Genomic DNA, 20,922 nt, shown 5'->3' with positions numbered 1-20,922 from the left:
GAGCGGTAGTTCAGTTGGTTAGAATACCTGCCTGTCACGCAGGGGGTCGCGGGTTCGAGTCCCGTCCGTTCCGCCACCCTATTTAGGGGCGTAGTTCAATTGGTAGAGCACCGGTCTCCAAAACCGGGTGTTGGGGGTTCGAGTCCCTCCGCCCCTGCCAGAAAAAATCATCCTTTGCTTTGCAAAGGATTTTTTTTTGCCTGAAAAACACTCCTGCCATCCTCTTTCTGTCGAAATACACCTGCCAGACCGGAAATTTCACGGCCTGACCTTCGAATATTTACCACCAACGCTATACTAATGATCAGCGCGAGCCGACCGGTACTTTCAGCAGCTGTTTTAACGCTGTTTGTTGATCGCTGTTTTGTAGCCATACCGCATACAGCGGGCGAATTACCGTCGCCGTATCTGCGACCGGGACCAGATCTTTATATATTGTCTGCCAGTACTCCGGTAAAAATGCACAGGCGTCCGTCGTATGCAGCAGATCACGGGTAATATGTGCCGAGGTTGTCGTCAGAATGGGTGAATCATCACTACCGGATAAGTAAAGTTCATGCTGATGAAAGTCCGCGCCCCATTCCAGTTTGATATACTGATAACGCTCTTTTTTGTCAGACTGTCTGGAGCGAAACAACGCCAGAGAGATATGGCCGATCTGCTGACTTAGCAGTTCATCCATTTTCGGCGCTTCGGTGGTGATCAACACATCCAGCTGACGTTCGTGGATCTGTTTTACCAGCAGATGTCGCTGGGCAACCCTGGCTTCGATATGAAGATTTTCCCGTGTCTGATAGAGTGTTTTGAGCCAGGGGGTCAGATAGGCCTCCCAGAGCGCGGTACTGGCCCCGATCGTCAATTCATGCTGCTGCTGAGAGAGTGAAACCTCTTTCTTCGCGATAAGCCAGGTACTCATTAGCGTTTCGGCATAGGGCAATAGTCGTTCACCGGCAGAAGTCAGCCGGATATTATTTCGGTGACGGGTAAACAGACTGACACCCAGTTGATTTTCCAACTGACGAATGCGAAAACTTACCGCAGACTGGGTCAGGTACAAGGCTTCTGCAGCTCTCCCGAAATGGCGTGTTCTGCTGACTTCCAGGAAAGTTTTCAGCAATTCTGTATCCATAACATCCTCTCCAAATATTTTAATCATTACGATTAAAATCTTTTGTTTTACACTTTGTCAAGCCTATCGAATACTCCGCGCCATAAATCACACGACCATTAAAGAGTTAGGAGCGTGTAAAATGTCGGATAGTTTTACCACCACAAATCGCTTTTTTGATAATAAGCACTACCCGCGAGGGTTTTCACGCCACGGTGATTTTACCATCAAGGAAGCTCAGTTACTTGAACGTCATGGTTCAGCTTTTAATGAACTGGATCTGGCGAAGCGTGAGCCTGTTACGGAAGAAGAGATTAAATTTGTTGAAGTCTGCCGCGGCCTGAAAGAGCCGGAAACGGAAGCAGAACGCGTCTGGTCGAAATACATGAGCAGAATTAAGCGCCCGAAACGTTTTCATACCCTTTCCGGCGGCAAGCCGCAGATGGATACGGTTGAAGATTTCAGCGATAGTGATGATTAATAAAAAAGGGCTTCGGCCCTTTTTTTGATCCTGAGATAATTTACTGCTTACTGCTTACTGCTTACTGCTTACTGCTTACTGCTTACTGCTTACTGCTTACTGCTTACTGCTTACTGCTTACTGCTTACTGCTTACTGCTTACTGCTATCCCCTGCCATCAGGCGATACGGGGGCTTTTCTGTCCCCATTATTGCTGAAGATGACGCAACACTTTCTCCATCGCCCGGTAACTGATGGCTTCCTGTAAATGCTCCCGCGCTATAGTGGTTGTCTCTGTCATATCAGCCAGCGTTCTGGCGACTTTTAGTATCCGTTGCCATGCCCGCACTGAGAGGCCGAGTTTTTGTAAGACCTGCTCCAGCCATCGGGCATCCTGCGAAGTTATCCGGCACCACTGACTGATATCTTTGTGTGTCATCAGGGCATTAATCCTGCCTGATCGGCTGAGCTGATATTCCCGGGCTCTGATCACGCGTTGTCTGACCTGCTCTGTTGCCTCCCCCGGAGAGATGGGGTCACTCAACGTGCCGGGGGGAAGTAAGGGAACTTCTATAGACAAATCAAAACGGTCCAGAAAGGGCCCTGAGAGGCGATTGAGGTAGCGCAATACCTGGCTTGCGGGCTGACGCAGATGTACGCCCTGATAGTCCCCTGTAGGGCCAGGATTCATGGCTGCAATCAACTGAAAACGCGCAGGATAGGTAATTTTAGCTTTTGCTCTGGACAGCACGATCTCCCCGGATTCCAGCGGTTGCCGCAGCGCGTCCAGTGTCCTGCGCTCAAACTCAGGCAATTCATCCAGAAAGAGCACCCCGTTATGTGCCAGAGAGATTTCACCTGGCTGTGGCAGAGCACCACCGCCGACCAGAGCACACAGGGATGCACTATGGTGGGGGGCGCGGAAAGGGCGCTCATAACACAATGCAGTGGCCGGGATATCCTGGCAGAGGCTATTGAGGGCCGTACACTCCAGAGCCTCCTGTTCGGTCAGCGGCGGCAATATACCGGCTAGCCGGGAAGCAAGCATGGTTTTACCGGTACCTGGCGGGCCTATGAGGAGTAAATTATGGCCGCCGGCAGCAGTGATCTCTAAGGCGCGCCTGGCCTGCAACTGACCAATAATCTCCTGCAGGTCCGGATAGCTTCCGGCCTCGTAACTGCCCGAATAGGTGGCTTGCCGCAGTTGCGTTTTTCCGTGCAGAAAGCGACAAACCTCCAGCAGCGTGTCTGCAACGAATGTGACCGCTTCCCGGACCAGACCCGCCTCTGTTTCGTTATCCGCAGAAAGGATCAGGTGTCTGCCGGCATGAGATGCGGCAACCACTGCCGGAATCGCCCCCCTGATGGCTCGCAGCCCCCCGGTGAGGGCCAGCTCTCCTGAAAACTCCCGCGCAGTAAGGGATGCCGGCGGGATTTGCCCGGAAGCGGCAAGGATAGCTATCGCGATAGGCAGATCGTAACGTCCCCCTTGTTTTGGCATATCGGCAGGTGCCAGGTTGACCGTGATCCGGCGAACGGGAAAACTGAAGCCGCTATTGATAATGGCACTGCGTACCCGTTCACGTGATTCTTTAACCGTTGCTTCCGGTAGTCCGACCATGACCAGTGAGGGGAGTCCGTGACTCAAATGGACTTCCACAGTGACCAGCGGCGCATCCAGACCGATAATTGCACGGGTCAATACTCTGGCTAATGACATATTCTCTCCCTGAAATATCATCCAGTGTAAAATATTGTGCCTGTCCCGCTCGCCAGTCACAGGATGGTTTTATGGTAGCCCTCCTGTTTATACCGATGGCAGTGACATGAATTACCCGGAGTTTGTGAGGGAGTGTGGCGGTGAAACCATTTTTCGCAGGGAAAATTAAAATATTAGTGTTTTTTATATAACTAATACTTATCAGTGAGTTAGAGGTGAGTCGTTGCCGGCGCCGGGAAATTAATAAAAAAAGGGGTTGTCATCTTTCGTCATCCTATGGTAACTCTTTAAGCACTATATCGAATTAAGCGAATGTTGAACTGATTATGAAAGCCCTTCTCCGAGTGATTAGCCTGGTCGTGATTAGCGTGGTGGTGATTATTCTACCATCGTGCGGGGCTGCACTCGGAGAAAGAAAGGCTTAGAAATCAAGCCTTAATCGAAAGAGAACCCCCGCACCGACAGGTCCGGGGGTTTTTTTTTGGTTATCTGGCCTGGTAGCATTTTAATGTGGAGCGAATCATGAATGGCAGCATAACGTTCTGTCTCTCCCGGCAAAAGACAGGTGAATAGCGATGACCGGAGCACAGTGGGTAGTTCAGGCTTTAAGGGCACAAGGGGTTCAGACCGTTTTTGGATATCCGGGCGGGGCGATTATGCCTGTCTACGATGCCCTCTATGACGGCGGCGTAGAGCATCTGCTGTGCCGTCATGAACAAGGCGCAGTCATGGCAGCCATTGGCTATGCCCGTGCCACCAATAAAACCGGAGTGTGTATTGCAACCTCCGGTCCGGGAGCGACGAACCTGATCACCGGACTGGCTGATGCAATGATGGACTCGGTCCCGGTCGTCGCCATTACCGGGCAGGTTTCTACCGCCGTTATCGGTACTGATGCTTTTCAGGAAATTGATGTCCTCGGATTATCTCTGGCCTGTACCAAGCACAGCTTTATGGTGCAGTCCGCAGAAGAGTTACCCGGCATCCTGGCGGAAGCCTTTGCCATCGCTCAGTCCGGCCGTCCCGGCCCGGTGCTGGTCGACATCCCTAAAGACATTCAGCTGGGCGCAGCGGATTTTACTGAGGTGACTGCCAGTGTGGATGAGATCCCCGCGTTCACCGAAAACCAGATGGAAGAAGCCCGCCGTTTACTGGCAGCGGCCCGTAAGCCGGTGGTGTATATCGGTGGCGGTGTCGGCATTGCCGGAGCCGTTCCGGCCCTGCGGGAATTTCTGTCTGCGACCGGTGCACCTTCGGTATGTACACTGAAGGGGCTGGGATGTGTGAATGCGGATAACGAAACCTACCTGGGCATGCTGGGTATGCACGGCAGCAAAATGGCCAACCTGGCGGTGCAGGAATGTGATCTGCTGATCGCGGTCGGCGCCCGGTTTGATGATCGTGTTACCGGTAAGCTGGATACTTTTGCGCCGGAAGCCGCAGTGATCCATCTGGATATCGACCCGGCAGAACTGAATAAATTGCGACGTGCCCATGTTTCTTTGCAGGGAGATCTGAATCAGCTGTTACCGGCACTGAGTCAGCCACTGGATATCTCCGCCTGGTGTAGTTCGGTCATTGCCATGAAGCGGGATTATGCCAGCCGCTATGACCACCCCGGTGACCCCATTTATGCCCCTGCACTCCTGAAAGCTCTGTCAGACAAAAAACCCGCACAAACGATTATTACCACCGATGTTGGCCAGCATCAGATGTGGACAGCACAGCATATGTCTTTTGATGCACCGGATCGTTTTATTACCTCAAGTGGTCTCGGTACCATGGGATTTGGCTTACCGGCCGCCATCGGGGCCCAGGTCGCCTGCCCGCAGGATACGGTGATTTGTGTTTCCGGCGATGGCTCTATCATGATGAATATTCAGGAGCTGGGAACCATTAAGCGCCGTCAGCTGCCGGTCAAAATTCTGCTGCTGGATAACCAGCGTCTGGGAATGGTTCGCCAGTGGCAGCAGCTCTTCTTTGAAGAGCGTTATAGCGAAACCTGTCTGACAGACAATCCGGATTTCCTGACCATCGCCAGTGCGTTTGATATTCCGGGGCAGAAAATCAGCCGGAAGGATCAGATAGATGCTGCACTGGATACCCTGCTGACCACTGAAGGTTCGTACTTCCTGCATGTCGTTATCGATGAGGGTGAGAATGTCTGGCCACTGGTGCCACCGGGTGCCAGCAACACTCAGATGATGGAGGAAACGGCATGAATCAGTATCAGTTATCTGTACAGGCACACTACCGGCCTGAAATTTTAGAGCGTATTCTGCGTGTTGTGCGTCATCGTGGTTTCCGGGTCAATGCGATGACGATGGGACAGCCAGCAGAGGCTGACGGTATCAGTCTTGAAATGACAGTAAGCAGCCTGCGTTCGGTTGATTTACTGTCAGTACAACTTACAAAACTTATGGACGTCACCAGCGTTCAGGTTAAATAACGAATAACACAACACATCCACCCAAGGGTACAAAGGACATTACTATGAGCACGACAAAAGCAGAGTTTATCTGGTTCAACGGGAAAATGGTGAAATGGGAAGACGCGAAGGTCAGCGTAATGTCACATGCGTTGCACTATGGTACGTCTGTCTTTGAAGGCGTACGTTGCTATGATTCTCATAAAGGCCCTGTGGTCTTCCGTCATCGTGAGCATATGCAACGTCTGCGTGACTCAGCCAAAATCTATCGTTTCCCGGTCTCTCAGAGTGTTGATGAACTGATGGAAGCCTGCCGTGAAGTCTTACGTGTGAATAACCTGAAAAGTGCCTATATCCGTCCGCTGGTCTTTGTGGGCGATGTCGGGTTAGGGGTGAATCCTCCTGAGGGTTACAGTACCGATGTGATCATCGCCGCCTTCCCGTGGGGGGCATATCTGGGAGCGGAAGCGCTTGAACAAGGTATCGACGCGATGGTCTCCTCCTGGAACCGTGTGGCAGCGAATACTATCCCGACAGGGGCTAAAGCCGGTGGTAACTACCTTTCATCTCTGTTAGTCGGCAGCGAAGCCCGCCGTCATGGCTATCAGGAAGGGATCGCGCTGGATGTGAATGGTTACCTGTCGGAAGGTGCCGGAGAAAACCTGTTCGAAGTGAAAGACGGTATTCTGTTTACACCGCCGTTCACCTCATCAGCGTTACCGGGGATCACCCGCGATGCCATTATCAAGCTGGCAAAAGAGCTGGGTATTGAAGTCCGTGAGCAGGCACTGTCCCGTGAGTCCCTGTATCTGGCGGATGAAGTCTTTATGTCAGGGACCGCCGCTGAGATTACCCCGGTGCGTAGCGTCGATGGTATCCAGGTCGGTGAAGGCCGCTGCGGCCCGGTCACGAAACGTATTCAACAGGCATTCTTTGGTCTGTTTACGGGTGAAACTGAAGATAAGTGGGGCTGGCTGGATCCGGTTAACCCGCAATAACGATTGAATAACGCGGACCGGAACAAAGTCCGCGATTTTTTTACAGACTGGAGTAACAGAGCATGCCTAAGTATCGTTCCGCCACCACCACCCATGGCCGTAATATGGCGGGAGCCCGCGCGCTGTGGCGCGCAACCGGAATGACGGATGATGATTTCGGGAAACCGATCATTGCCGTCGTTAACTCCTTTACGCAGTTCGTGCCAGGTCATGTGCATTTACGTGACTTAGGAAAACTGGTGGCGGAGCAGATTGAAGCCTCCGGCGGCGTCGCTAAAGAGTTTAATACCATTGCCGTGGATGACGGGATTGCGATGGGCCACGGCGGCATGTTGTATTCACTGCCGTCCCGCGAACTGATTGCAGATTCTGTGGAATATATGGTGAATGCACACTGTGCCGATGCCATGGTCTGCATCTCAAACTGCGATAAAATCACCCCCGGGATGTTAATGGCATCGTTACGCCTGAATATCCCGGTCATTTTTGTCTCCGGTGGCCCGATGGAAGCCGGTAAAACCAAATTGTCTGATCAGCTGATCAAGCTGGATCTGGTCGACGCGATGATCCAGGGCGCAAACCCGAATGTCAGTGATGCCGACAGTGAACAGATCGAGCGTTCAGCGTGTCCGACCTGTGGCTCCTGCTCCGGTATGTTTACCGCCAATTCTATGAACTGCCTCACCGAAGCCTTAGGATTATCTCAACCGGGTAATGGTTCCCTGCTGGCAACACATGCTGATCGTGAGCAGTTATTTATTAATGCCGGTAAGCGTATCGTCGGGCTGACCAAACGCTACTATGAGCAGGATGATGCCTCTGTACTGCCCCGTAATATCGCCAGTAAAGCCGCATTTGAGAATGCGATGACGCTGGATATCGCCATGGGCGGTTCCACTAATACGGTCTTACACCTGCTGGCAGCCGCTCAGGAAGGTGAGATTGATTTTGATATTTCAGACATCGATCGCCTGTCCCGCCAGGTGCCGCACCTGTGTAAAGTGGCCCCGAGCACCCAGAAATATCATATGGAAGATGTCCACCGTGCGGGCGGCGTGATAGGGATCCTGGGAGAACTGGCGCGTGCCGGTCTGCTGGATACCACAGTGCCGAATATTCTGGGGACGACCCTGGGCGAGGCGCTCAAACAGTACGACATCATGCTGACCGATGATGAGGCCGTTAAAGAGATGTACCGTGCAGGGCCTGCCGGTATCCGTACCACCAAAGCCTTCTCACAAAATTGTCGCTGGGATACGCTGGATGATGACCGTGAAAATGGTTGCATCCGGGCCCGCGAGCATGCGTATTCTCAGGACGGTGGTCTGGCGGTGCTTCAGGGTAATATTGCCGTCGATGGCTGTATTGTAAAAACTGCCGGGGTGGATGAAGGCAGCCTGACCTTCCGCGGCCCGGCAAAAGTGTACGAAAGCCAGGATGCCGCGGTTGAGGCGATCCTCGGTGGAAAAGTCGTGGCCGGTGATGTGGTAGTGATCCGCTACGAAGGTCCGAAAGGCGGGCCAGGGATGCAGGAAATGCTGTATCCGACGACCTACCTGAAATCAATGGGACTGGGTAAGAGTTGCGCACTGATCACCGACGGCCGTTTCTCCGGCGGAACCTCCGGCCTGTCTATCGGCCATGCCTCGCCGGAAGCAGCTAACGGCGGTGTCATCGCGCTGGTCAACGACGGCGATATTATCGACATTGATATCCCGGGCCGTCATATCCGTCTGGATATTGATGAGGCCGAACTGCAGGCACGCCGGGACGCCGAAGAGGCTCGCGGCGATGCAGCCTATACGCCGAAATCGCGTCAGCGTGAAGTCTCTTTTGCTCTGCGGGCTTATGCTTCACTGGCGACCAGTGCGGATAAAGGCGCGGTGCGTGATAAGAGTAAACTCGGGGGGTAACGGATATGGCTGTTTCCAAACCCCTCTCTTCCGCGCCTACGGGCGCGGAGTACCTTCATGCGGTACTGCGTTCACCGGTTTATGAAGTCACGCAGGTGACGCCATTGCAGAAGATGGAAAAACTCTCTGCGCGGCTGGGCAACACCATTGTCGTGAAGCGGGAAGACCGCCAGCCGGTACACAGCTTCAAGCTGCGCGGCGCTTACTCGATGATTGCCGGTCTGACTGAAGAACAACGCGCCCGGGGCGTGGTCACGGCATCGGCCGGAAACCATGCCCAGGGCGTCGCGCTTTCGGCGACCCGGCTCGGGATCCGCTCTCTGATCGTGATGCCGGTGGCCACGGCAGATATCAAAGTGGAAGCGGTCCGGGCTTTTGGCGGTGAGGCGCTGCTTCACGGCGCAAACTTCGATGAGGCAAAAGCGAAAGCGATTGAGCTCTCCGGACAGCATGGCTATACCTTTGTGCCGCCTTTTGACCATCCGGCGGTGATTGCCGGGCAGGGCACGCTGGCGCTGGAATTATTACAGCAGGATGCCCATATCGACCGGATTTTTGTACCGGTCGGTGGGGGCGGGCTGGCGGCAGGCGTGGCTGTATTAATTAAACAGCTGATGCCGGAAATTAAGGTGATCGCGGTTGAAGCGGAAGATTCAGCCTGCCTGAAAGCCGCGCTGGATGCCGGCGAGCCGGTTGAACTTTCCCGCGTCGGTCTGTTCGCGGAAGGTGTTGCGGTCCGGCGCATCGGCGATGAAACGTTCCGTGTCTGCCGGGAGTATCTGGACGATATTATCACCGTAGACAGTGATGCCATCTGTGCGGCAATGAAAGATATCTTCGAAGATGTACGCGCGATTGCCGAGCCTTCCGGGGCCCTGGCGCTGGCAGGGATGAAGAAATATATCCAGCAGCATGACATCCGTGATGAACGTCTTGCCCATGTCCTTTCCGGAGCCAATGTGAATTTCCACGGTCTTCGCTATGTTTCAGAACGGTGTGAGCTGGGTGAACAACGCGAAGCCTTACTGGCCGTCACCATCCCGGAAGAGAAGGGCAGTTTCCTGAACTTCTGTCAGGTGCTGGGTGGCCGTGCCGTCACCGAATTCAACTACCGGTATGCCGATGATCGGAATGCCCGGATCTTTGTGGGTGTTCGTCTGTCACGGGGCATCGCGGAGCGCACCGAAATTGTCAGGGAACTGACTGACAAGGGTTATCAGGTGGTCGATCTGTCCGATGATGAAATGGCAAAACTGCATCTTCGCTATATGGTCGGCGGACGCCCGGGCAAACCGCTGAAAGAACGGTTGTTCAGCTTTGAGTTCCCTGAGTCTCCGGGGGCACTGCTGAAATTCCTGCAGACACTGGGAACGCACTGGAATATCTCGTTATTCCACTACCGTAGCCACGGGACGGATTATGGCCGTGTACTGGCGGCCTTTGAACTCAGCGAAAATGAACCCCGTTTCTCTGAACATTTGCAGGCGCTGGGCTATGACTTTCATGATGAAAGTGATAATCCTGCCTTCCGGTTTTTCCTGGCCGATCACACGCTATAACAGACTCCAGAAGGCATTAATCAGCGGCTCGGCGAGCCGCTTCTTCTGCACACAGACGCCCAGTTCCAGCGGTGCCCCCAGGTCTGTCCGGGCGATTTTCATTACCCTGTTCCGGACCGGTTCGGGACTGTTTTCCAGCACCACATCCGGCAGCAGCGCAATTCCGCAGCCTAAAGCCACCATCGAAACCATCGCTTCATGCCCTGATACGGTCGCATAGATCACCGGCGCCGTAATTTTACGACGCTTCAGCCACTGGTCGATACTGCGTCTGACCGGACCCTGTTCAGGAAAAATAAACGGCACCTGGCTCCAGTCCGGATCCTCCTCGCTGATTTGAACCCTGACCGGACAGGGGAGTGCCGGCGCTATCAATGCCAGCGGCAGAAAATCCACCGGGGTGAAGGCCACACCGGAAGGCAGCGACTCCGGCTTCCCGGCAATGGAAATATCCGCTTCACCTGAACTGACCTTCTGTACGGCATCCGATGGGTCTCCGGTCGAGAGCTTAATTTCCACCTGCGGGTGTTCGGCGCGAAACCGGTCGAGTACCGGAGGCAGGTGGCTATAGGCCGCCGTGACAGAGCAGAACAGATGCAGTTCGCCGCTCAGTGACGGACTGTTCAGGTCCATCGTGTGTCGCAATTGCTGATAGTGCAGCAGGGTTTGCCGGGCAAATTGGGTAAAGTTTTCCCCCGCATCGGTCAGTGTGACAGAACGATTATCACGGATAAAAAGGGGATGTCCGGTCTCTTCCTCCAGCCGCTGGATCTGGCGCGACAGCGTCGACGGGCTGACATGCATCGCCCTGGCAGTCTGACCGAAATGACAACTTTCGGCCAGATGAAGAAAGAGTTTCAGGTCACGTAAGTCCATAGCCGCCTCATCTGAAAGGTCATTGCAAATATTGCAACGTGATGTTGTTAATATATCAATTTAAGCAATGGAATTCATGACATATGATGAAGTCATTCTCAGGGCAGCAAAGACTGCGACTGAAACACTGATAAATACAAACACAACGAATCAATGGAGCATCCATGGCTAACTATTTCAACACACTGAACCTGCGCAATCAGTTAGCGCAATTAGGTAAATGTCGTTTCATGTCGCGTGAAGAATTTACCGACGGGGCAAGCGTCCTGAAAGGCAAAAAAGTCGTGATTGTTGGTTGTGGTGCTCAGGGTCTTAACCAGGGCCTGAATATGCGTGATTCCGGTCTGGACGTTGCTTATGCACTGCGTGCAGAAGCGATTGCAGAGAAACGCGCTTCATGGCGTAAAGCGACCGACAACGGTTTTAAGGTCGGGACTTACGAAGAGCTGATCCCTCAGGCTGATCTGGTGATCAACCTGACGCCGGACAAACAGCACTCTGCCGTCGTACAGGCGGTTCAGCCTCTGATGAAAGATGGCGCGACTCTGGGCTACTCCCATGGTTTCAACATCGTTGAAGTCGGTGAGACTATCCGTAAAGACATCACCGTCGTGATGGTCGCGCCGAAATGTCCGGGGACTGAGGTTCGTGAAGAATACAAACGTGGTTTCGGCGTACCGACGCTTATCGCGGTTCACCCGGAAAACGATCCGAAAGGTGAAGGCCTGGCTATCGCTAAAGCCTGGGCAGCCGCGACCGGGGGTCACCGTGCCGGTGTTCTGGAATCTTCTTTTGTTGCAGAAGTTAAATCAGACCTGATGGGTGAGCAGACTATCCTGTGCGGTATGTTACAGGCGGGTTCATTACTGTGCTTTGATAAGCTGGTGGCTGAAGGTACCGATCCTGCTTATGCAGAAAAACTGATCCAGTTCGGCTGGGAAACCATCACCGAATCGCTGAAGTTTGGCGGTATCACACTGATGATGGACCGTCTGTCCAACCCGGCGAAACTGCGTGCCTATGCCCTGTCTGAGCAGCTGAAAGAGATCATGGCACCTCTGTTCTGCAAACATATGGATGACATTATCTCCGGAGATTTCTCTGCCGGTATGATGGCTGACTGGGCAAACGATGATAAAGATCTGCTGACCTGGCGTGAAGAGACCGGAAAAACGGCTTTCGAAACCGCACCACAGTTTGAAGGCAAGATTGGCGAACAGGATTACTACGACCAGGGTGTTGTGATGATCGCTATGGTCAAAGCCGGTGTTGAACTGGCCTTCGAAACCATGGTAGCGGCCGGCATCATTGAGGAGTCTGCTTACTACGAGTCTCTGCATGAACTGCCACTGATTGCCAACACCATTGCACGTAAGCGTCTGTATGAAATGAACGTCGTTATTTCAGATACGGCAGAATACGGTAACTACCTGTTCTCCTTCGCTGCCGTACCGTTGCTGAAAGACTTTATGGCACAACTGCAGACCGGTGATTTAGGTCAGGAAACACTGAGCGGGAATACCGTTGATAACGCGCAACTGCGTGATGTGAATGAAGCGATTCGTCAGCATCCTATCGAGAAAGTCGGTAGTAAGTTACGCGGCTATATGACCGATATGAAACGTATCGCGGTCGCCGGTTAATCCGCACGGCTTGCGGTATAAAATGAACCCCGGCACCGCCGGGGTTTTTTTATGGTGATTTTTTACGGCGTCCGGATCCTCCGCGGGCGCAAAAAAACCGGCGATGCCGGTTTATTTTTTTGCGGGTGCTCAGCGTTTGCTGAAGGCCAGTCTGGCCGCAAAGGAGAGGAGCACGATGCCGGTGAGCCGGTCCATGGTAGCCACCACCCGCGGACGATGGAAAAAACGACTCAGTGGACGGGTCGCCGCAATCAGTGTCATTAACCAGGTGATACCCAGCAGCATATGGATGCCGACCAGTCCCAGTGTCCAGAAAAATAAGGAATGGCCCTGCGGGATAAATTGCGGCAAAAAAGAGACATAAAAGATACCGACTTTCGGATTCAGCATATTCCCCGCCATCCCTTTTAGCAGCCAGTTTGTCTGCCGGTTACCGGGACTTTCAGAGGTCACCATTCCTTTGCGTGGGTGAAGTAACATGCCAATCCCCAGCCAGCAAAGATAAGCGGCTCCACAGTATTTCAGCAGATCGTAAGCCAGTTCAGAGACGGCAATGAGTGCTCCCAGACCGCAGGCGACAGCGACTCCCCACAGAAGGCATCCGAGGTTAATTCCGGCAGCCGCCTGAAGGGCCTGCTTACGACCTTCCACCGTAGCCGTCCGCAGAACTAAGGCCGTATCCAGACCCGGCGTCAGGGTCAGCAGGCCGGCAGCCAGCGTATAGGCAATAAGACTTTCTGTTATCGACATCGTTACTCTCCCGCAGAACCGTTTTTGTTAAACAGTGTTATAACAAATTACCGGCGGGGAAACAGCCTGATTCAGAGGAGGAAACGCCAGAGAGGGATGCGGTCGAAGGTGACGCCCCGGGACCCGGGGACGTCATGATAACGATCAGGAGGCCTCAAACAGTGTCTGGTGACGGGTCTCTTTACTCAGCAGTAATGCCAGTAACGTCAGGGTTGCCATGGCGGCCAGATAGAACCCGACGGCGGATAATCCGTAGTGAGTATTCAGCCAGGTCGCGATATAAGGTGCCACAGACGCGCCGAGAATCGAGGACAGGTTATAGGAGAACGACGCTCCGGTGTACCGTACTTCGGTCGGGAAAAGCTCGGGTAATAATGCCCCCATCGGGCCGAATGTCAGCCCCATAATGCTTAATCCGGTCAGCAGGAAAAGCATGACCAGCCAGGGGGAACCTGAACCCAGCATATGCGGGAAGATAAAGGCAAATGCGATAATCAGTAAGGTAATCACTATCATCGTACTGCGGCGACCAAAGCGATCCGCCAGCACACCCGCGATCGGAATCGTTATCCCGAAACCAATCACCGCCACCATCAGCATCCACAGGAAGCTGGAACGGGAGAACCCTAAGCCTGCCGGGGCCGGTGTCGTGCCATAACTCATGGCATAGACCGTCATAATATAAAACAGGGTATAGGTGGCGAGCATAATAAAGGTGCCGAGCAATGTCGCGCCGGGATATTGAGTTAACAGCGTACCGATAGGAACTTTTACCTGTTTTTTCTCTTTTTTGACTTTGGCGAAGACCGGGCTCTCATGTAATGAAACCCTGACGTACAGCCCGATGATCACAAGGATTGCCGACAGAATAAAAGGCACACGCCAGCCCCAGCTCATAAACTGCTGATCATCCAGCAGCCAGGAAAGGAGTAAGAAGGTACCGTTGGCAAAGAAAAAGCCAATAGGGGCACCCAGTTGCGGGAATGAGCCATAGAGGGCACGTTTTTTCGCGGGGGCGTTTTCAGTCGCCAGCAATGCGGCTCCGCCCCATTCACCGCCCAGTCCGAGTCCCTGACCGAAACGGGCCAGTGCCAGTAACAGCGGCGCAGCCACGCCAATGGTGGCGTAGCCGGGTAATAAGCCAATCGCGACCGTCGAAATCCCCATGGTCAGCAAAGAGGCGACCAGCGTGGCTTTGCGACCAATGCGGTCACCAAAATGGCCAAAAACAGCAGAGCCGATAGGACGTGCGACGAAGGCGATCGCAAAGGTTGCCAGTGACTGAAGCGTGGCGACGGTCGCATCTCCCTGCGGGAAGAAGATATGCGGGAAGACAATGACGGCGGCCGTGGCATAAATATAAAAATCGAAGAATTCAATGGCGGTTCCGACCAGGGAAGCAACAACCACTTTACCCCGGGAGTTCATCGGGGGGGATTCTGCGGGTGAAGGACAGGGTTCTGTATTGCTGTTTTGCATAATAATAGTTTCTTATTTTTGTAACGATGGACGAACCATATTAGCAGCAGTTTTAAGGTCAGCAATCCCGAACATCCCAGTCACAGCGCGGATTATCGGCATAAAAGTGGATAATATGTATTGTGTTCCGGTTGCCGGAATATGACTGCAGGGAGAGGTGGATTTTTCAGAGGATATCACTGCAAATCAGCCTAAAAAAAGTCACCGGATGGCTTTGCCTGGCTGATTTGCAGAAAAAATATTCACGGGGCAATATTTTCAGCTGGATTCATTTCCGCTTACATTTTGTGATATTCCGCCCGCTGAGGCAGTCTCTTCTGACGACGTCTCATGCTCCTCATACTGCGCTGTCGCTATCCATGCAGCACAGAACAGCGTCAGTCGGGCAAAGAAGTAGAAAAATGCCATCAGGCCCAGCACCGACCCGAATGCCGCGCCGGAGGGGGATGATGCCACTTTCGGCAGCATAATCGTCATAATGAATTTAATCACCTCAAACCCGATAGCCGCCAGCAGGGTTCCGCGGAACAAGGCTTTTTTAGGCGGCTGATGGCGCGGGAGGATCCAGAATATCCAAAGGAAAATCAGGTAATTGGCAGATACGGAAATCACCAGCGCAATAATGGTCATCACCGGCCTCAGCCAGTCAATATGGCCCAGCCCTAATGCATTAACGATGGCTGTCTGCGCCGAACCGGCGATGGAGTTTAACGACAGGGAGATAATTAAGGCCAGCATCAGGCCGGTAAGCGAAATAAAATCACGCACGTAGCGGAACCAGATTTTCTCCTGGTCGTGGGATTTTCGCTCCCAGACATCGCGTGACTGTGCACGGATGGCTTCACGCAAATTTCCCACCCAGCTGATCCCGGAATACAGCGCCAGCAGTAACCCGGTGATACCGACCGTGGTACGTTGCTGGATAGCGGTTTGTACGGTGCTTTTCAGTGTACCCGCCAGACCCGGGTCACTGATACTGCCGACAATTTTATCAATCAGGCTGGTCAGCAGATTCTGGTTAGAGGCCAGTACAAACCCCACGGCAGCAAAGGACACCATCAGAATGGGGATCAATGATAAAAAAGAGAAGTAGGTGATCGCGGCACCGAACTGACTCCCCAGGCGATCATTAAATCGATCGAGGGCCCGAAGAAAGTGCGCGACCGCCGGGATATTACTGAACCAGTTAATACTTTTGGAAGCCCGGTTAATTGAGCGATCGACGGTGGGGTTACCGGTATTGATCATCGGCACCGGTTGCAGCTTTTTTTCGTTGCCGGAAGGCATTTTTTCCGTCATGAAAGTGACGCTCCTTTGCTAGCCAGTTGAGAAAACAGGTTAATTATAGCGGGCAATCGGGCCTCCGACGAACCGCAGCGGGACCCTTCTGCCGGATATCGGTCTCAGGGCAGCGTAATTTCTCCACGGATGCGTGTGGAAGAGTGGCCGCCGACCCATATCCCGTCCTGTTCAAAACGAATATCGAGGCAGCCGTGACGGCCGATGGAAAGTCCCTGACGGGCCCGGTAATCGCGGGTCTGACCGTAGCCGGCAAAATACCAGGCCAGGCAGGCGTTAGCACTTCCCGTTACCGGGTCTTCGACCAGGGTATTGTTATGGGAAAATATTACCCTGACTTCATAATCATCACCGCTGCCGTCGTTGACGGGGGCAAACAGCACGACCCCTTTTACGCCAGCGTCATGCTCCAGAGCGTCCAGCGTCGCAGTCGTCAGTGTCAGAGCGCGCAGTCCGGTGACATCGGGAACCGGAAGCAGTAACCAGCGGCTGCCGATACCTCCGATGGCCGGTTGAAATTGCTTCCCGGTGAGCGGGCCGGTCAGGATGTCGGTCAGCGGGGAAGTAAAGGGGGGATCACCGTTTCAGGGGCAAGGAATGCCAGACTCTGGTCGTTCTGACGACGGACAGTGATTAACCCTGCGGCGCATTCCTGAATCACTTTCCCTTGTTTCTCCTCAATCATCCCCTGCTCCAGCAGTGCATGTGCGGTCCCTAATGTCGGGTGGTCCGCGAAAGGGAGTTCTCCGCCGGGCGTGAAAATTCTGACATGATAATCCGCCCCGGGCTGTTTAGCGGGGAGGACAAAGGTGGTTTCGGAGAGATTCATCCAACGGGTAATGTTCAGCATCTGCCGGTCGGTCAGCCCCCCGGCATCGAAAACAACTGCCAGAGGATTTCCCTGAAACGGGAGGGTACTGAAGACATCGACCTGACTAAATGCAACCTGGCGGCTCATGGCTATTTCCTTAATTAACAACGAGAGAATAGTGTGCCAGCACTTGCACCGCGAAAGGTTCTGTTTTATCCGTCATCAGAGGAGGTTATCCGGATCGCTGTAGCGAATGGAGCAGATACAAAAGAGTGAGTCAGCGGAGCTGTCAGAAAAGGGGGCAGCAGCTCATCAAGCGGAGAACGTGGCTCCCGGGCAACCGTGAGACGTCACCCCGGCACCGAAGAAAAACCGGCATCGGTGCGCAGGTATGATAGCCAGGGTCAGCAGGCCCTATGCAGCGGTCCCCGGGAGAAAGTCAGCATGGCGGGGTTAGCCTGATTACCGAATACCGGCAGGTAATAACCCCGTTCATTAACGCTCAGGGAGGTGAAATCTGACCGACTCACTTTCGCTTTCCGGACGAAAGCGAGTCAGCACTACTCAGTCACTTTCCCACGACATCTGCCGTGGTATGACCCTCATCATTAGCGGCCGGAATGACCGGTGCGTCTGCCGCGGAGCCGACAGGTGCAGAGTAATGAAGCCCCAGAATACGGCTGGTGGAAGAGAGTACGCTTTCTGTCGCGGCAATATCGCCTTCCAGAGAAGTGCCATAGGACGGGATCATCTGACGTATTTTCTGCTGCCATGCTTCCGCGCTCATCTGCGCAGGGAATACTTTTTTCATCAGGTCCAGCATGATGCTGGCGGCTGTGGAGGCGCCGGGTGAAGCCCCCAGCAGGGCTGAAACCGTTCCATCCTGTGAGGTAACAATCTCAGTCCCCAGACGCAAAACGCCACCCTGCTTAGGATCATTTTCGATAATCTGTACCCGTTGACCGGCAACGACCAGGCGCCAGTCTTCAGCTTTAGCGTTGGGGACATATTCCCGCAGAGCCTTCAGGCGGTCATTATCATTCTGCAGCACCTGACCGACCAGATATTTGATAAGGTTAAGGTTCTTACCACCGACCTGCATCATTGGCAGGAGATTGGCAGGGGTCATAGAGCCAAACATATCCAGCAAGGAACCCTGTTTGAGGAATTTGGTCGAGAATGTTGCGAACGGGCCAAATAACAGCACCTGTTTACCATCCAGCATACGGGTATCGACGTGAGGCACTGACATCGGAGGCGCGCCGACACTGGCTTTACCGTACACTTTTGCCAGATGCTGCCTGACCAGTTCCGGGTTCTCGGTCACGAGGAAAGAGCCGCCTACCGGGAAACCTGCATAACGACGGGCTTCCGGGATCCCGCTTTTCTGCAGTAAAGGCAGTGCAGCACCACCGGCACCGATAAAGACATGTCCGGCAATCAGTTGTCTTGAGGTCCGGGTGGCCAGGCAGTGCAGTGTTACCTGCCAGCGACCGTCACTCCGTCGTTTGAGATCACGGACTTCCTGACGGGTTCTTAGGGTGAAGTTGTCATTCTGCTGCAGGGCATGGATCAGCTGACGGGTAATTTCGCCGAAATTCACATCGGTACCGATTTCAGTCCGGGTAGCGGCAATCGGTGTGCCTGGCTGGCGTCCTTCCATCAGCAGCGGCACCCAGCGGGCAATTTGCTGCGGATCTTCAGAGTACTCCATCCCACGGAATAAGGTGCTGTTCTTCAGCGCATCAATGCGTTGACGAAGAAAGCGGACATTCTGCTCGCCCCAGACAAAGCTCATATGGGGAGTGGTATTAATAAAAGAAGCAGGATTATTCAGCCGGCCGAGCTCCACCTGAGAAGCCCAGAACTGTCGTGAAATCTGAAAAGATTCATTGATGGCGACAGCCTTACTGATATCAACAGAGCCGTCGGCTTTCTGTGGGGTATAATTCAGTTCTGCCAGCGCGGAATGTCCGGTGCCGGCATTATTCCAGCCGTTGGATGACTCCTCAGCCACCCCGGAAAGACGCTCTACCATTTCCAGCGTCCATTCGGGTTCCAGCTCCTGCAGGAAAGTTCCCAGTGTGGCACTCATCACACCAGCGCCGATCAAAAGTACATCGACGTCTTTTCCTTGCTGAACCTTTTGCTCTGTTGTTGCGACACTACTCATCGCAAGAGAAAGGTTCACTGTTGATCTACACATGAGGCCACATCTCCTCTTCTGTCCGGCATTGACCACTGACAGGCTTACGGGCAAATAAGGGGTTTCAGGTAAGGTGATTATCACCCATCTGAAAAACCGAAAGTTATCCGGCAATCTCAAAACAGAAAAAAGTATGAGTTAGTGCCGCGTTATATATTTTACCTTTGAATATAACATTTATTTCCCGGAATTAAACAGTTGTTTACCCCCGCCATTTTAGTAAAAAGTCCGGTAATGACAGCCAATTACAGAGATAAGCAGGCGGCGGGCACGGGGATATTCCGTGGCATAATTTCTTACAATTACCGGGGGTACGGAGAGGGGAGCGTTGCGGGTGTTCAGAAATACAGTGCAGGCCAGGGAGACTGCCTTATCGGGTGTGTTTTCCCCGGGCCCCCGGGGGCAATCCCCCGGCCGACGGACATTGCGGTGACGTCGGGGAGCTTTGTCAGCCGTTTATTGCGGATGAAGACGGCGCCATAAGAATCGCATAATAAAATACTCGATCGCTCCGAGGAAAAGAAACCACAGAAAAAATACGATGGTATACAGCTGATTTAAATCCATTATATGAAATAAGGACATCATTTTTCTGGCGAGATCAATCCCGAAGGCGGGAGCCGGCAATAACAGCGCAGACAGGAAACCGAGTAATAAAATCCCAGCCGGGATCAGGAGTGTTTCAAGCGGATTTTTCATGATACAGGTGATCCGGAAAAATGAAGTATCCGCCATTCTCCGGGAATTTGCCCTGCCTTTCAATCTTCCTGTCAATGCCCTGAAAAGGATAGCTGTGGCACCGGCTACCGGTTGTCTGTTTATGCGCCGGATACCACTTTCTGTGGTTTTGCACCGGGATGAGGCCCGGAGTTCCTTATTTTCCATCAGGTTAGCGTAAAGTTAGTTTGGGTTAAGAGGTATAGCCTTTGCTATAACTAACACCATGATTTTATTGTCTTTTTTTATTCAACCCTTCGTGGTAAACTGCGCCATCTTCGGGGTGGAGAAGAAATAACATCCCCCATTACAGTGTCCTGAGAGACAAGTCTGAGCGATAAAACCTGATGGATGTCATAACAACAATTATTCTTGCCTTTGGCATGTCGATGGATGCCTTTGCCGCCGCACTCGGAAAAGGGGCAACATTAAAAAAACCAGGTATCAAAGAGGCTTTGCGTACCGGATTTATTTTTGGTGGCGTGGAAATGCTGACGCCATTGATTGGCTGGGGGATTGGCCTGGCAGCCAGTAAGTATGTGATGGCCTGGGATCACTGGGTCGCATTTACCCTGCTGGCTATTCTGGGTGGCAGAATGATCATAGGCGGTTTGCGCCATAGCCCGGCGGAAGAGTGCACTGCGCCTGAACGGCATGGTTTCCTGGTATTGGCGATGACAGCGGTTGCCACCAGTCTGGATGCATTGGCGGTTGGCGTAGGGCTGGCTTTTTTACAGGTCAATATACTGGTGACGGCACTGGCTATCGGCGGTGCGACGACCATCATGGCAACCACGGGAGTCATGGTGGGGCGCTTTATTGGTCCGGTATTGGGTAAATGGGCTGAAGTGCTTGGCGGCGTAGTGCTGGTCGGGATCGGATGCACTATTCTGATCGAACATTTAGGGTTGCTGAACTGACCACTGCGGGCGGGCGGTCCTGCAGGCCGTTCTCC

The 20,922-nt window shown here is 53.3% G+C and carries 19 protein-coding genes and 1 tRNA gene; 10 read left to right on the top strand and 10 right to left on the bottom strand.

What is annotated here, in order from left to right; genetic code table 11:
- Positions 1-84: 84 nt before the first annotated feature.
- Positions 85-160, top strand: a tRNA-Trp gene (locus tag JK223_RS14010).
- Positions 161-304: 144 nt separating this feature from the next.
- Here the strand turns inward: JK223_RS14010 and hdfR are convergent.
- Positions 305-1,129 (bottom strand): HTH-type transcriptional regulator HdfR, encoded by an 825-nt coding sequence (gene hdfR, locus JK223_RS14005; RefSeq protein ID WP_212714784.1) that lies wholly within the window; start codon positions 1,127-1,129, stop codon positions 305-307.
- Positions 1,130-1,250: 121 nt separating this feature from the next.
- Between hdfR and JK223_RS14000 the strand changes: the two genes are divergently transcribed.
- Positions 1,251-1,589, top strand: a complete 339-nt coding sequence (locus JK223_RS14000; RefSeq protein ID WP_025904053.1) for a DUF413 domain-containing protein — start codon at positions 1,251-1,253, stop codon at positions 1,587-1,589.
- 187 nt (positions 1,590-1,776) lie between these two features.
- Here the strand turns inward: JK223_RS14000 and JK223_RS13995 are convergent, their stop codons facing one another.
- Positions 1,777-3,288 carry a YifB family Mg chelatase-like AAA ATPase gene (locus JK223_RS13995; protein WP_212714783.1) on the bottom strand — a complete coding sequence of 504 codons (1,512 nt, stop codon included), beginning with the start codon at positions 3,286-3,288 and terminating at the stop codon, positions 1,777-1,779.
- A gap of 326 nt (positions 3,289-3,614) precedes the next feature.
- Between JK223_RS13995 and ilvL the strand changes: the two genes are divergently transcribed.
- From ilvL to ilvA, 6 genes are all read left to right on the top strand, one after another.
- Positions 3,615-3,713, top strand: coding sequence for an ilv operon leader peptide (gene ilvL, locus JK223_RS13990; RefSeq protein ID WP_071780145.1), 99 nt, complete (start codon positions 3,615-3,617; stop codon positions 3,711-3,713).
- A 150-nt stretch (positions 3,714-3,863) separates the two neighbouring features.
- Positions 3,864-5,510, top strand: a complete 1,647-nt coding sequence (ilvG, locus tag JK223_RS13985) for an acetolactate synthase 2 catalytic subunit (RefSeq protein ID WP_212714782.1) — start codon at positions 3,864-3,866, stop codon at positions 5,508-5,510.
- Positions 5,507-5,737 carry an acetolactate synthase 2 small subunit gene (ilvM, locus tag JK223_RS13980; protein WP_212714781.1) on the top strand — a complete coding sequence of 77 codons (231 nt, stop codon included), beginning with the start codon at positions 5,507-5,509 and terminating at the stop codon, positions 5,735-5,737. The genes ilvG and ilvM overlap by 4 nt, the downstream gene beginning before the upstream one ends.
- 44 nt (positions 5,738-5,781) lie before the next feature.
- On the top strand, positions 5,782-6,714 hold the full coding sequence (gene ilvE, locus JK223_RS13975) for a branched-chain-amino-acid transaminase (protein ID WP_025904056.1): 933 nt from the start codon (positions 5,782-5,784) through the stop codon (positions 6,712-6,714).
- 62 nt (positions 6,715-6,776) lie between these two features.
- Positions 6,777-8,627, top strand: coding sequence for a dihydroxy-acid dehydratase (ilvD, locus tag JK223_RS13970; protein WP_212714780.1), 1,851 nt, complete (start codon positions 6,777-6,779; stop codon positions 8,625-8,627).
- A gap of 5 nt (positions 8,628-8,632) precedes the next feature.
- Complete coding sequence (ilvA, locus tag JK223_RS13965; RefSeq protein WP_212714779.1) at positions 8,633-10,186, top strand: threonine ammonia-lyase, biosynthetic; 1,554 nt, start codon at positions 8,633-8,635, stop codon at positions 10,184-10,186.
- Here ilvA and ilvY read toward each other — a convergent pair.
- Positions 10,181-11,062, bottom strand: coding sequence for an HTH-type transcriptional activator IlvY (ilvY, locus tag JK223_RS13960; RefSeq protein WP_212714778.1), 882 nt, complete (start codon positions 11,060-11,062; stop codon positions 10,181-10,183). The genes ilvA and ilvY overlap by 6 nt on opposite strands.
- A 164-nt stretch (positions 11,063-11,226) precedes the next feature.
- On the opposite strand from ilvY, the gene ilvC reads away from it, so the two are divergent.
- Positions 11,227-12,705 carry a ketol-acid reductoisomerase gene (gene ilvC / locus JK223_RS13955; protein WP_212714777.1) on the top strand — a complete coding sequence of 493 codons (1,479 nt, stop codon included), beginning with the start codon at positions 11,227-11,229 and terminating at the stop codon, positions 12,703-12,705.
- Positions 12,706-12,834: 129 nt separating this feature from the next.
- Here ilvC and JK223_RS13950 read toward each other — a convergent pair whose 3' ends face one another.
- The 7 genes from JK223_RS13950 to JK223_RS13925 all read right to left on the bottom strand — a co-directional run bounded on the left by JK223_RS13950 (position 12,835) and on the right by JK223_RS13925 (position 19,949).
- Entirely contained in the window at positions 12,835-13,455 is a 621-nt protein-coding gene (locus JK223_RS13950) for a LysE family translocator (protein ID WP_212714776.1), read from the bottom strand.
- A gap of 144 nt (positions 13,456-13,599) precedes the next feature.
- Positions 13,600-14,934, bottom strand: a complete 1,335-nt coding sequence (locus JK223_RS13945; RefSeq protein ID WP_212714775.1) for an MFS transporter — start codon at positions 14,932-14,934, stop codon at positions 13,600-13,602.
- Between the two features lie 258 nt (positions 14,935-15,192).
- Positions 15,193-16,233, bottom strand: a complete 1,041-nt coding sequence (gene yhjD / locus JK223_RS13940) for an inner membrane protein YhjD (RefSeq protein ID WP_212714774.1) — start codon at positions 16,231-16,233, stop codon at positions 15,193-15,195.
- Positions 16,234-16,337: 104 nt separating this feature from the next.
- Positions 16,338-16,712, bottom strand: a complete 375-nt coding sequence (locus JK223_RS17225; RefSeq protein ID WP_371813146.1) for a PhzF family phenazine biosynthesis protein — start codon at positions 16,710-16,712, stop codon at positions 16,338-16,340.
- Positions 16,713-16,786: 74 nt separating this feature from the next.
- A complete protein-coding gene (locus JK223_RS17220; RefSeq protein ID WP_371813144.1) occupies positions 16,787-17,191 on the bottom strand; it encodes a PhzF family phenazine biosynthesis protein in 405 nt (134 codons plus the stop codon).
- 421 nt (positions 17,192-17,612) lie between these two features.
- Complete coding sequence (gene mqo, locus JK223_RS13930) at positions 17,613-19,250, bottom strand: malate dehydrogenase (quinone) (protein WP_212714773.1); 1,638 nt, start codon at positions 19,248-19,250, stop codon at positions 17,613-17,615.
- A 456-nt stretch (positions 19,251-19,706) separates the two neighbouring features.
- Entirely contained in the window at positions 19,707-19,949 is a 243-nt protein-coding gene (locus tag JK223_RS13925; RefSeq protein ID WP_212714772.1) for a DUF1158 family protein, read from the bottom strand.
- 365 nt (positions 19,950-20,314) lie between these two features.
- On the opposite strand from JK223_RS13925, the gene mntP reads away from it, so the two are divergent.
- A complete protein-coding gene (gene mntP, locus JK223_RS13920) occupies positions 20,315-20,887 on the top strand; it encodes a manganese efflux pump MntP (RefSeq protein WP_212714771.1) in 573 nt (190 codons plus the stop codon).
- The last annotated feature ends 35 nt before the right edge of the window (positions 20,888-20,922 follow it).

Origin of the sequence: Tatumella sp. JGM118, assembly GCF_018257515.1 — a bacterium.
Classification (GTDB): Bacteria; Pseudomonadota; Gammaproteobacteria; order Enterobacterales; family Enterobacteriaceae; genus Tatumella; species Tatumella terrea.
This window is presented reverse-complemented; position numbering and strand designations above follow the sequence as displayed.